Annotated in this window: 12 protein-coding genes; 6 read left to right on the top strand and 6 right to left on the bottom strand. The window is 33.8% G+C overall.

From position 1 onward, the window contains the following. The first annotated feature begins 107 nt into the window (after positions 1-107). Positions 108-1586, top strand: a complete 1479-nt coding sequence (gene pdxR / locus Q5Y73_RS17335) for a MocR-like pyridoxine biosynthesis transcription factor PdxR (RefSeq protein ID WP_305993173.1) — start codon at positions 108-110, stop codon at positions 1584-1586. 106 nt (positions 1587-1692) lie between these two features. Next, positions 1693-2376 (top strand): L,D-transpeptidase family protein, encoded by a 684-nt coding sequence (locus Q5Y73_RS17330; RefSeq protein WP_305993172.1) that lies wholly within the window; start codon positions 1693-1695, stop codon positions 2374-2376. A 110-nt stretch (positions 2377-2486) separates the two neighbouring features. Here the strand turns inward: Q5Y73_RS17330 and Q5Y73_RS17325 are convergent, their stop codons facing one another. The 4 genes from Q5Y73_RS17325 to Q5Y73_RS17310 all read right to left on the bottom strand — a co-directional run bounded on the left by Q5Y73_RS17325 (position 2487) and on the right by Q5Y73_RS17310 (position 6158). Then, entirely contained in the window at positions 2487-3266 is a 780-nt protein-coding gene (locus Q5Y73_RS17325; protein ID WP_305993171.1) for an MBL fold metallo-hydrolase, read from the bottom strand. A gap of 74 nt (positions 3267-3340) precedes the next feature. Next, positions 3341-4255, bottom strand: a complete 915-nt coding sequence (locus Q5Y73_RS17320; protein WP_305993170.1) for a phosphotriesterase family protein — start codon at positions 4253-4255, stop codon at positions 3341-3343. Between the two features lie 18 nt (positions 4256-4273). Then, entirely contained in the window at positions 4274-5116 is an 843-nt protein-coding gene (locus Q5Y73_RS17315) for a DUF2785 domain-containing protein (RefSeq protein ID WP_305993169.1), read from the bottom strand. A 100-nt stretch (positions 5117-5216) separates the two neighbouring features. After that, on the bottom strand, positions 5217-6158 hold the full coding sequence (locus Q5Y73_RS17310; RefSeq protein ID WP_305993168.1) for a helix-turn-helix transcriptional regulator: 942 nt from the start codon (positions 6156-6158) through the stop codon (positions 5217-5219). A gap of 113 nt (positions 6159-6271) precedes the next feature. Here Q5Y73_RS17310 and Q5Y73_RS17305 point away from each other — a divergent pair, with 113 nt between their 5' ends. Next, entirely contained in the window at positions 6272-7108 is an 837-nt protein-coding gene (locus Q5Y73_RS17305) for an MBL fold metallo-hydrolase (RefSeq protein ID WP_305993167.1), read from the top strand. 246 nt (positions 7109-7354) lie between these two features. Continuing rightward, the gene (locus tag Q5Y73_RS17300; protein ID WP_371320232.1) at positions 7355-8152 is read left to right on the top strand and encodes a sulfurtransferase; all 798 of its coding nucleotides are present in this window, start codon (positions 7355-7357) and stop codon (positions 8150-8152) included. Between the two features lie 78 nt (positions 8153-8230). Here the strand turns inward: Q5Y73_RS17300 and Q5Y73_RS17295 are convergent, their stop codons facing one another. Next, positions 8231-8764 (bottom strand): AAA family ATPase, encoded by a 534-nt coding sequence (locus Q5Y73_RS17295; RefSeq protein WP_305993165.1) that lies wholly within the window; start codon positions 8762-8764, stop codon positions 8231-8233. A gap of 122 nt (positions 8765-8886) precedes the next feature. On the opposite strand from Q5Y73_RS17295, the gene Q5Y73_RS17290 reads away from it, so the two are divergent. After that, positions 8887-9465 (top strand): LOG family protein, encoded by a 579-nt coding sequence (locus tag Q5Y73_RS17290; protein WP_305993164.1) that lies wholly within the window; start codon positions 8887-8889, stop codon positions 9463-9465. Between the two features lie 122 nt (positions 9466-9587). Here Q5Y73_RS17290 and Q5Y73_RS17285 read toward each other — a convergent pair whose 3' ends face one another. Continuing rightward, positions 9588-11312: a stalk domain-containing protein gene (locus Q5Y73_RS17285; RefSeq protein WP_305993163.1), complete on the bottom strand. Its 1725-nt coding sequence runs from the start codon at positions 11310-11312 to the stop codon at positions 9588-9590. Positions 11313-11691: 379 nt separating this feature from the next. Here Q5Y73_RS17285 and fabF point away from each other — a divergent pair, with 379 nt between their 5' ends. Next, positions 11692-12924 (top strand): beta-ketoacyl-ACP synthase II, encoded by a 1233-nt coding sequence (fabF, locus tag Q5Y73_RS17280; RefSeq protein WP_305993162.1) that lies wholly within the window; start codon positions 11692-11694, stop codon positions 12922-12924. Positions 12925-13000: the final 76 nt, after the last annotated feature.

Raw genomic sequence — 13000 nt, 5'->3', positions numbered from 1 at the left:
TTTAGCTCATGTTATTTGATAATGAGTTTACCTTCAAAATTGATCTATTCATAGTTCCAATTTATAATCTTTTTTATAGACCAATTTTGATGAGATGAGATGATTTCATGGAATTTCATATTCCTTTTAATGTTTACTTACAAAAATACCGTTACAAATACGCTGCATTATATCACGCCATCCGTGATGCATTAATAGATGGAAAATTACAACACGGAGTCAAACTCCCAGCTACTCGTGAATTAGCTATGAATTATGAAATTTCGAGAGGCATTGTAAATCAAGTATATGAAATGTTAACAGCTGAAGGGTATTTGTCTTCAGAAATTGGAAGAGGAACTTTTGTTACATATGAAGCTCAACAAAAAGAAAAAAATGAACAATCACTTAACTGTTCTATACGACTTTCTAACTGGGGTAACCGTATTACTCAATTAAACTTTGCATCTCTTTCTCAAACCTCATCTCGCATTGATAAAGGCATATCTCAAATCAACTTCAAGGTAGGATCACCAGACCTGTCTTCCTTTCCTTTTCAGGATTGGAATCGATGTTTACATGCAGAAATTAGGCAGCTAAGCACAGAATCACAGGCAGAAAACTGTAATACAGAAGGGTACTTTCCCTTAAGGGAGGCAATATCCCGTCATCTACTTAAAACAAGAGGTGTTGAATCAAATGCTGAAAATATTGCCATAGTAAATGGATCGATGCAGGCCATTGCATTATTAACACAATTACTCATCAATCCAAAAGATAAAGTCATCGTTGAAAATCCATGTTATACAGGCATTCATAGAGCTATTCAAACAGCCGGAGGAACAGTTCTGTCTATGGATATAGAGAAGAATGGAATCCAATCCGATTTGAAGGCATGGCCATCTACCAAACTTGCATTCTTAACCCCAAGTCGCCAATACCCTACCGGTGTTGTATTAAATTTATCAAAAAGACAAAAAATATTGGAATGGGCACACCAAAATAATACATGGATTATTGAAGATGACTATGATAGCGAATTTCGTTATAAAGGGAGACCAATTGAGCCTTTAAAAGTATTAGATCATAAGGATCGAGTGATTTATATAGGTACTTTTTCTAAAACATTGAGACCAGAATTAAGAATAGGTTATGTTGTATTGCCAAAGTCCCTTATACGTCCTTTTAAATTAGCAAAAGAGTTATATGAAACACACGCCACAGGATTAATGGAGCAAAAAACACTAACCTCTTTTATAAATCAAGGACTATACGATCGTCATCTTAGAAAAATGAAACGATTATACCAAAACAAACAACAAACGTGTTTAAAATTACTAAAACAATCATTATCACATCTATTTTCTTTCATTGAATCTGATGCTGGATTGCATGTTTATGGAAAATGGCTTTTAAGTGATGAGAAATATGAACATTTCAAACAGAAATGTGCTGTAAGTGGAGTGTACTGGGCAGATTCAACAGCATTAGACATAAAAAATCAGCAAAATTCAGCATGTTTTGGTTTTTCTCACTTGTCCATAGAGCAAATCAAATTAGGAATCAAACTTGCTGCAGCAGCAAGTGAAAATCTAGACTCATGCTGATAACGCATAAGATAATCTTGGATAGGGTAAATTGAAGTTAAAATAACATTCAGAAATCGACCATTCATCTGACAAAACGCAAATTATGCCATGAAGGGGGAGAGCAATGATTCGATATCGCCTTGCTTCTAAGCCAAGCTTAATGAAAAAAATATGCATTTTCATGTTATTATTATTCGTTCTAAACACAAATGGAATTGCAGCAGAAGAAAATGAACCCATTAAAATTTACATAAATTTATGGAAAAATGAGCTTTTAGTTTATCAAGGAAACCAAATCATTGAAAAATTCCCCATCTCCCCTGGACGATATGAAAATCCTACACCTGTCGGTACGTTTAAAGTGGCTGAAAAAGCGTTGAATTGGGGTGGTGGTTTTGGTACTAGATGGCTTGGACTTGATGTTCCTTGGGGTAAATATGGAATTCATGGTACAAATAAACCCTGGTTGATTGGCACAAGTGTAAGCAGCGGATGCATTAGAATGAGAAATGAAGATGTGGAAAAACTATATAAAATGATCCCTGTTGGAACAAAAGTGGAAATTGACGGACCAATAGATGGAATTGATAAAAAAGAATTTAAAAAATTAGCCAGAGGAACGTCTGGCAACTTGGTCTTAATCCTACAGCAAAACTTAAAATCGCATGGTTATTATAAAGGGAAAGCAAACGGCATATTTGATGAAGCAACTGAAATTGCAGTAAAGAAAATGCAAAAAGATTACGGATTACCAGTAACAGGAGTAACAACGAAAAGGGAATATAGACGGTTAGGTATGATTGAATAATATAAATAGTCCATGTAAAAATGTGAATATGGATGGATGAACAAGAACCCCCATAATAAAGGTTCTTGTTTACTTTATTTTTTAATAAATTAATGCTGGCCTTTCTTTATTTATTGTCCCAACTCACGAAATAATTCATATGCTCGCTTATGCCACTTAGGATCAAACTGAATTTCATTGTTTGGGTTTATTTCCGTCATCATTTCGTCTAAAGTTAATTCTTTTTCTGACTTCATAAACGTTTCTAAGTACTTTATCATCACTTGAATTACTTCAGGTGTAATATTTTCACAAAATACGTCATCACTGTGAGAAGCAATCATTTTATGAAATGAATATGGTTTGAGTTTCACTAATGATTCAATAAATTGAGTGAAGCTATAATAAGGTAAAGGAACGTGTGGCATTCCTTGATCAGAATGCATAATATTATCCGAAACATGGATATAGTCATTGTTAATGATAATGTGAATACTACATTTTGAATGTCCAGGAGCGTTAAAAAACTTCAATTCAAATGAACCGTGCTGTACTGAATCAATATCCTCTGTAAAGATATCAGGAAAATATTGTTCGTCATTGATAGGATCATCTAAATAATATTGGTTGATTGCATGCGTGTATTCTCTACTAGCTATAATTTGAACATCCTTCAGCAGCTTTAATCCTTCAAAATGATCTTCATGATAGTGGGTAAGCACTACTCTATTTATTTTTATCTTTTTCTCTTCGAAATATTTCAATAACCTTTTCATATCTTCTTTGTAGCCTGTATCTATGATTAATGCTTCATTATTATTATTAATGAAAGCATATATATGGTTGTCAAAACTCCCTTTGTAAGTAAATTTAAACATAAAGAAATGATCTGATATCTCTTTTACTGTCACTCTAATTCCTCCAATCTATTTAAAATTCCCACTCTGATATAAGGTTTACAAATCATTTTGAATTTACATTATTCTTACTCTATCTCTAAACACGCTGCTGGGTTTTCTTGCAGCAGCTTAGTGAAAACAGATCGCTTTATACCATATTGCTCACACAAAGGAATAAATTCTGTAAACAATCTATGGAAAGGAACAATGCTGCCTCCCCATTGTTCCTCTACATGATAACAGCCAGCATCTTGTGAAATAAGCACTCTATCAAGTATGTCCACATTTATACACCGCTTTAATAATTGAATAGGCTTGATATATGGAACCCGACCAATTTGGTCTATTTCAATCCACATCCCTTTCCTTGCAAGATCTGTTATTGTACTTACATCCGATTCATAATCGGCATGAGCCCAAATAAACTTATGGAATGGCAACTTTTCTTCTATTAGAATATGAGCTGCTTGTAATACTGATTTTGTCAATTTAATATGGCATTGAATGGTTAACCCAGTAACTAAGCTAGCTCTAGCTGCTGCCCGTAATATTTTTTCTTGAAGACTAGTGAGATCCCCGAAATCATTTAGTGCAATTTTGATAAATCCAGGTTTCACTCCGGTACAATCAATTCCAGTATGATACTCTTCGATCCAATATGAAGTAATTTCATCAATACTACCCTCTCGAATCTCCTTAAATACCTTATCTCCATGGAATGTTCCAATATTCGTAATGATGTTCAACCCTGTTTTACTGGCACATTGTTGCAACAATAAAGCGTCCCTTCCCTCTTCTGGAGGAGTAGAGTCAACTAAAGTATTGCATCCTGATTTCTTTAACATTTGTAGATAGGGCAGCATATGCTTTACTATTTGTTCTCTATCATAATCAATGGATTTTACTAAATCTGCTCCAGCACTGCTATACATAATGTGCTCGTGCATAAGAGTAACTCCTAAAGATTCTGATTCAATTTCACCAAGAACTGTGTGAATCATAGGATGCACCTGCTTTTTTTATTTATAATGTACATTTAAATGATCCAGTACGCCTTCTACAGCACTTTGTAATGAATCACTCTGTAATTGTCCTTTAAGTCTGAAATATAAACTTCTCATAAAATTCTTTAGATTCACTTTAAGACGATAATCGCTTAGATAATGATTGGTTTCTTCATAGTTTTTAAAGCTTTCAATCCAACGGACTAGCTCATCCTCATGAATCAGATTTCTTTTCATAATATTGATAACGGCTGTGACTAATCTTTCATCTTCTTCATGTACATAAGAATAATCATGGATGTTCACTTTTTCCTTAATGACCTCTAATATTTCCAACAACTCGTCATCCTGTACTGAGCTGCATTGAGCGAGTTCATCAAGTGCATCCGCTGCATGTGCTGTAGAGTGAGCCCAACCTTTATCATCTACATGTCCTCTTACATCTTGCTCCAGCCTAGTATAACGAACAACATCTCTATGTACTTTAAGCACTTCTTCATCTGTTAACAGTTTTTCTCCATTTTGATTATGAACCCAGATCACTGCCGCAACGATTAAAATTGAAAAAGCACGATTAAAAACAGAATCATCCTCTTTTTGACCAACCTTGTAAAACAAATGCTCTTCACTTAAAGACAGCGCTAATACTTTCTTTATCTGTTTTTCAGTTAAAACTTTCTTACTAATCATTGCCCAAAGACCTGAATAAATCAGTTTATCCCTCAACTCTGGATCAGTTGAACCTATACTTTGCATCATTTCTACAGATAACTGGTATGGATCTATATCCTTTGGAATACGCCAATCATTATTTTTGATTTCTCTTAGCCATTCTTTAAGTTTTTTTTCCGTTTTCATATCTCTTTGTCTCCTGTTCTTATGTATTCATCCATTTATATTTTTTTATATCTAACCTTTTCAATAGTGATCATATCAAAACAACTCTGACACATACCTGTCAGAGTTGTTCATATTTGTTTAATATTTTTTTGCAAGCCGACTTCATTTGTTCAATTAAATCTGGTGGATCAAGAATTGTGACTTCTTCCACATTCATAATAGATAGTTTTAAAACTTCCTCATCGTAGGACCAAAATGTTAACTGCACGTGTTCCCCTATTTCTTTTACTACAGCATTTTCAAATACATAATCTTGTTTCATAGTTTCATATAAAGACTTTCTCATTTCCAATGTAACATATATACCTGAATTGCCCTCTCGTTCCTCAAAGTAGTCTTGAATTAATTTTGGAGAATATGTATTTTTACTCATTTCTATGTGATGGATACGATCAAATCTAAAGGTACGTTTTTCTTCTCTAACATGGCAATAACTATTAAGATACCATCCACCCTTATCAAAGGAAATGACATATGGACTAACTTCTCTCGTAATTAGCTCATCTTTTTTGGGTGTATAGTATTTGATGTTTAAATTCTTGTATTCAAAAAAACTTTCAATCACATGCTGCATGATATCCTGTTTATAAGCTTCAGGTGCTATATCATTAATATAAAAATGAACACGATCTAATAATTGAAGATATTTCTCTTTTTTATTTTCGTCCAATATATTCAACAGCTTATACTTGAGTGATTCATAGTCTTCTTTCATATTAGGGACGTTTATCATCTCACCCAATCTCAAGCTCATCAACAAATATAAAATCTCGTTCTCACTAAAAGCAACACTCGGCACAAAATATTTATCATCTATTTGGTAACCACCATCATATCCTTCTAGGGCAACGATAGGTATATTCAACTGACTTAACGCTTCAATATCTCTGTATATCGTTCTTTCACTTACTTCGAACTTATTTGCAATCTGTTTTGCTGTCAGCTTTTGATGTTCCTTTAAAGCATATATAATGCCAACTAACCGCTCCATCTTTTTCATATGCCATAACTTCTCCTTAAATACACTTTTGTACTTGTTAAATTTAACATTTTTAAATTTCTTTTGATATACTAAAAAAAGATAATTTATAAAAAAGATTCGAGGGATGTCATATGATTCAATTTAAAACAGAACATGTTACCGTTTTTGAAAGTAGTATTTATAATACTACCTCTACAGTCATACATACAAAAGATATGATCCTAATAGTTGATCCAGCACTACTGCCAATTGAAGTTGAGGAAATAAGAAATTATGTTCATTCTATTAAAAAAGATAAACCAATTTATTTATTTTTTACCCATTCAGATTATGATCACATCCTTGGATACAATGCTTTTCCAGATGCAATTTCAATAGGAAGTATTGAAATGGATCAAAGAGATGATAAAGATCAGCAAGTAGATAATGTTAAAAATTTTGATAGTCAATTTTACTTTCAACGTGATTACGAAATTGAATATCCTGAACTTAACCTTATTATTGAAAAAGATGGGCAAGAATTAAAGGTGGGAAACACAACGATCACTTTTTATAAAGCACCTGGACACACAAATGATGGCGTATTTGCTATCGTTGAATCCTTAGGTATATTCATCACTGGAGATCATCTATGCGATGTAGAATTTCCTTTTATTTACGACCAATGCACTGCCTATGAACAAACCTTGTCAAAGGCAAAAGAGATTATAAATAAACATAGAATAACCTGTCTCATTCCTGGACACGGAAATACAACAACAAATAAACATGAAATGAATAACCGTATTGAGGAATCAAGCAAATATTTGCAGGAAACTAAAAAAGCGGTGTTAGAGAATAGAGAAGAAGAAAGTTATGATTTAGTAAAACATTATCCTCTTTATAGAACAATGAAATCACAACATGAAAATAATTTAAATCAAATTAAAAATGAGCTGGAAAAAGAAAAAATACAAATAAAGGCATAATAACACCTAGATTAACTGAACGACCCACTCCTTCCATTTTCTTGTAGTAAGATACAGGTGGTATGTTACAATAAAACTAAGAATAAACTATATCGTTTGTAAAACTTTTACTTTCAAAAAATGCAGCAATAGAGATACTGTCGAGAAATTTAGCGATTTCCCCATAGACAACCATTCTTTGCTGCGATATAGAAAACAGTGAAAGGTGGAGAGAGTTTGAATCATATTGTTGAAGCCAAATGGTTAATGGACAATATTACAGATGTGCGTGTTATTGATTGCAGATTTCAATTAGGTAATCCAACTGCTGGACTTCTAAGTTATTTAGGTGATCATATTCCTGGAGCATTATTCTTTGATTTGGAACAGGATATGTCTGGAAAAGTGGAGAAGCACGGTGGCAGGCATCCACTGCCTAATCTTGATGAGTTTTGTGACAAGTTATCTGCAGCCGGCATTGATCAAAATACAACTGTAGTTGTATACGACGATCAAGGAGGTGCTTTTGCCTCTCGGTTTTGGTGGATGTTAAATTATCTTGGTCACAAAAAAGTAAGTGTTTTAAACGGAGGATATACCGCTTGGAAAGAGAATAAATATCCTGTTACTTCTGAAATCCCAATGATTGAAAGAAAACAGTTCATCTCTGACATCCATGATGATCTTCTTATATCCATGCAAGAAGTAAAAGATCGCATTGGTGATAAAAATTCTACCATTGTAGATTCAAGAGAACAGCTTCGTTATGATGGCATTGAAGAGCCTATTGATATTATTGGGGGTCACATTCCATCTGCTATAAATGCTTTTTGGAAAGATGGATTAAATGAGCAAGGGGCATGGAAAAATAAAGATGAACAACAAGCCCGTTTCAACCAGATCGATAAACAAAAAGAAATTGTAGTCTATTGTGGTTCCGGTGTCACAGCATGTCCAAACATATTAGCTTTTAAAGAAGCAGATTATGAGAATGTTAAATTATACTTAGGCAGCTGGAGTGATTGGATCACTTATAATGATAATCCAGTTGGAACAAATGAATAATTATACTCATTTCGAAAGACGAGAAACACATCAGTTTAACATTGATGTGTTTCTTTATTGTTGTTGCTATTGATTTTCTTATTTTGTATCTAAACATTCTAAAACTTTATTTACTCTTTCTTCTATCGTAAAATCCCCTTCAATTCTTAATATTGGACAGGTTAATTCAGACATCCATTTCTCATGAGACTTTCTGCTTCGGATATTTAATCCTGCTTCATCATATTGTGAAGCCCAATCCATAAATGTATGGAAGGAATCATAATTCTTACCACCTGAATAAATCTCTTTTCCATACCTTTCAAACTCTCTTTTCCTCAGCCTTTCCAGTCTAATTTCCTTTGAAACCCATAAATAAATCACAATATCAAAATAAGGAACAATAGGATCTCCCCAACCAGTTAATGAACCAGAAAGTATCCATTGTGGATATTGATTAAATTCTTCCTTTAATAATTGAACCCTCTCGTCTATGCTTCTAAACTGAGTATATTTTGTTTCCCATAAGTAATCATCTGTATCCAGATGAACGTGAGGAATTCGATTTGTTAAAGCACTCGCAAGTGTTGAGGTACCTGATCCTGCAGCACCTGTGATATGTATTCTATTCATCGTAAAAACACACCTCTAACTTTAAATAGCTCGATTTATATTATATTATTATACTGCTTAATCTCTTATTTGGTAGTATAAACTAATGATTAAATTATAAAATGCAGCAGGAGTTGAATAATATGAAATCTATATGTGTATTTGCGGGTTCAAATGTAGGAGTTCATTCGGATTATGAGAAGAAAGCATTAGAGTTAGGGAAGTTTATTGCCGATCATGGATACAGCCTCGTTTATGGAGGTTCCAAAATAGGGTTAATGGGAGCAGTCGCAAACGAAGTACTATCTCAAGGCGGTGAAGTCATTGGTGTAATGCCAAAGGGTTTATTTAAAGGTGAGATGGTTCATCAGGAATTAACACAATTAGTTGAAGTATATGGAATGCATGAACGAAAAGCTAAAATGGGAGAAATATCAGATGGATTCATTGCTTTACCTGGAGGATTAGGAACCTTTGAGGAATTATTCGAGGTTTTAAGCTGGTCTCAAATTGGCATACATCAAAAACCTATTGGTCTATTCAATGTTAAAGGATACTTTGATCCTTTAGTAGAAATGGTGAAACATAGTGTCAGAGAGGGTTTTTCTAACAATTCAAGTTTAAAATTAATGGTCTCGGATGATAACGCGGAAGCATTAGTTAAAGGTATGGACAACTTTACCCGACCTGAAATGGGTAACAAGTGGAAAGAATTAGATTAAACCCTATCTGAAAAGGGTGAGTACATTAAAATTTTACATAAAGTTGATATCTATAAACATTAAGAGGGGCATCCAATGGTCGAAAAATCGACTGAACTGCCCCCTATTTTTTCATTCCTAAGTTATTTCTTTATGGAAATTTCATTTTTTTCATCTAATAATACGTTTTCTCCGAGTACTTTTTCTGCAAATGATACCGGCACATATACTTTGTTTTTGTAGGATTCTACAACAGCATCCAATTCCACAGATTCATCAGCTACAATGGCTTTGTTATCTCCAACACGAACAGAGATTTCAAGCGCATCTTTTGTTAAGACAACCGATTTTGTTTTTGGATCCCACTTTATTTTGAAGTCAAAATGTTTACCTAAATCTCTTAATGAAACCATTTCAACCTCATCTTCCCCAACGGTTTTTGTATAATAGGAAATTTTATTATCTTCATTAGGTTTACCCTCTTCATCTTCACCATGATCAGACTCTACACTTAGTTCACTTAACGCCAACTTCATCACTGGTGTACCCACATAACCTGCTGCTATTTCATATTCATTAAAAATGAGCACTAACTGATCACCTTCAGTATAAAAAGCTATATCCTCTCTGATTGAAGTCAATTCTTGTTGAAAGTACTTTTCTGGATCTTGATCTATTTCTTCTTGAATCAATTTTACTAGCTGATCCTGATCCTTCACAATATCATCAAGCTGAATTTGTTTTCCTTGAACATCATTTAGAATATTTATGGATTGAACTAATGAAATACCGCTTCCAGCTAATGTGTATTTTGATGTTGTCATGATAATAGATACCATATCTTGATTTACCTTAACATCATAAGTCATCTCCAGAGCTAGTTTACTTCCCCTTGTATCGATTTTATTTTCTATAAGCTCATTTGCTTCCTTTTCAATTTCATCCTTTGCGGTCTGATAAATTTCTTCAATTTGTTCTTCAACTGATTTTTGAAGCTCTTCATCTGCAATACCCTTTAATACAGGAAGTTCTCCTGAGATAACCACTAAATCATCTTCAAATGAAATTTTTTTAGATTCAACCGTAATGTTTGACTTCTTAAAATCATCAGCTATCTCCAATTGCTCTAAAGGAATTGTAACCGTTGGTGTACCTACATAACCCGCTGCTATTTCATATTCATTAAACACTACATTCAACTGGTTGTGTTCTACATAATACGCCTGATCTGCTCTAATAGATTCAAACTCATCATTAAACAAATACTCAGTAGCTTCTATTTCTTTTTGAATCAATTCATTTAATTTTTCTTTATCCGAAACGAATTGGTCTAGCTCTAAAACATGTCCTTCTTCACCATCAATAATGTTAATGGAATCTGTTTCGTTTATTCCATTGGCTGCAATATATCCCATTGTATAAGTATTAAATACAATAGAAATCATATTGCCTGAGATTTTTGCCTCATAACTTATGTTTAAATAATATGGTCCAGTCGGTGATTCATGAGGACCTGAGATTGCATCATCACCCAATGCCTTCTGTTCATCATTAAACACTTTAGATTCTTTTTCTACTTCTGCTGTTTTTTGTTCCACGAATAGTTTAATTTGTTCATTCACTTCTTTTTGAAGCTGCTCATCCTTTAATCCTTTGACTTCTGGCAAATTCCCTGTAACCGTTACATATTCATTTTCAAAGGAATAATCAGTTGGTTGCACAGATGCTTTTGATAACTCTTGCAAATCAAAATTTGTTAATTCAATCGCTGCTGGTTGAACTGTAGAAGTTGAATTTGCTAGAGAAGGTTGGATTCCTCCTAATAACAAAGTACCTGATAAAGTTAAGATTAGGGCTGTTTTTTTCATTTATGTTCACTCCTGTTAGATTTGTTTTTGTTTATATGACTATCATAACTTGTTCTTTTTTATAAAGGGTGACAAAGAGTTACAAACTGATTACATATTGTTAAAAAGAAAATATTATTCCAAATTTAATTATGTCTATTTTATTCTCTTTTTCAAGGCAAAGGGTTACAATGGAGTACAGACAATTCGCATTTAAATATACAGAAATGCATTAATTTAGTACCAAGTTCTAATACTAAGTGGTATAATAATATACAGATCATTAGTAAAACCGTAAAAATAATACGCAATATAAATTGTAGAAATCGACAACCTAAAGTTAACCTTGAAATGGATATGACAGCCTTCCATTGAGAATAAAAAGAAAGTAGGAGAATAAATGAAACGTAGAGTTGTAGTTACAGGTTATGGTATCGTGTCACCTTTAGGAAATAATATAGATACATTCTGGGAAAATATTAAACAAGGAAAATCTGGAATCAGCAAATTGGACACTGAGAAATTTAAAGGTATAAACACCCAAATTGGTGGGTTGGTCGAAGATTTCTCTGCTGAGGAATATTTCGATGCAAAAGAGATGCAAAAGTATGATTTATTTGTTCAATATGCGTATGCTGCTACAAAACAAGCACTAACTCAAGCAAATTTAGATATGGAAAAAATAAACAAACAAAGAGTCGGAGTTTACATGGGATCTGGGATTGGAGGATTAAACACATTGCTAGACAATCATAGTGCGATGTTAGATAGGGGACCTAGACGAGTATCTCCATTTATGATTCCGATGATGATCAGCAATATGGCTACGGGAATTATTTCAATTAAAACAGGTTTTAGAGGACCTAGCTTTTCTCCTGTATCTGCATGTGCAACTGGAAACCAAGCGATTGGAGAAGCATTTCTAAATATTCAAAACGGATATTCTGATGCTATCTTAGCAGGAGGAGCTGAAGCTACGATCAATCCTTTAGCTTTTGCTGGTTTTTCAAGAATGAAAGCCATGTCTACTCAAAATGAAACACCAACAACAGCAAGTCGCCCATTTGATGCAACAAGGGATGGTTTTGTGATGTCCGAGGGAGCAGGCGCACTATTTCTTGAGGAATATGAACATGCAAAAAAACGTGGAGCTACGATCTTAGGGGAAATTGTTGGTTATGGGGCAACCACTGATGCTCATCATATTACAACTCCTGATTACGAAGGAGCAGCCAATGCCATGAAAATCGCCATGGATATGGGAGGAATTCAGTCAGAGGACGTAGATTATATAAATACACATGCAACCAGCACGCCTGAAGGAGATCGATCAGAAACAAAAGCCATCAAATCTGTTTTTGGCGATCATGCATACAATCTAAAAGTAAGTGCAACGAAATCCATGACGGGTCATATGTTTGGTGCAGCAGGAGGAGTAGAAGCCATTATTACATTGAAGAGCATCTCTGAGAATATTGCGCCTGCTACCATTAACTATGAAAACCCAGATCCTGAATGTGATTTAAACTGTGTTCCCAATGAAGCAATTGAAACATCTATCAACATCGCTTTATCCAATGGTTTTGGTTTTGGCGGACATAATGCTGTAATCGCCATGAAAAAATACAGCTAGAAACATATTTACAAGATGATTCTCAAATGAAAACATTGGAACTACTATACTACTATATAGAGGAATATAAGGGTCT

The sequence above is a fragment of the Chengkuizengella axinellae genome (genome assembly GCF_030730905.1).
Classification (GTDB): domain Bacteria; phylum Bacillota; class Bacilli; order Paenibacillales; family KCTC-33759; genus Chengkuizengella; species Chengkuizengella axinellae.
The sequence above is the reverse complement of the archived record's forward strand: the minus strand, read 5'-3'. Positions and strand labels throughout refer to the sequence as shown.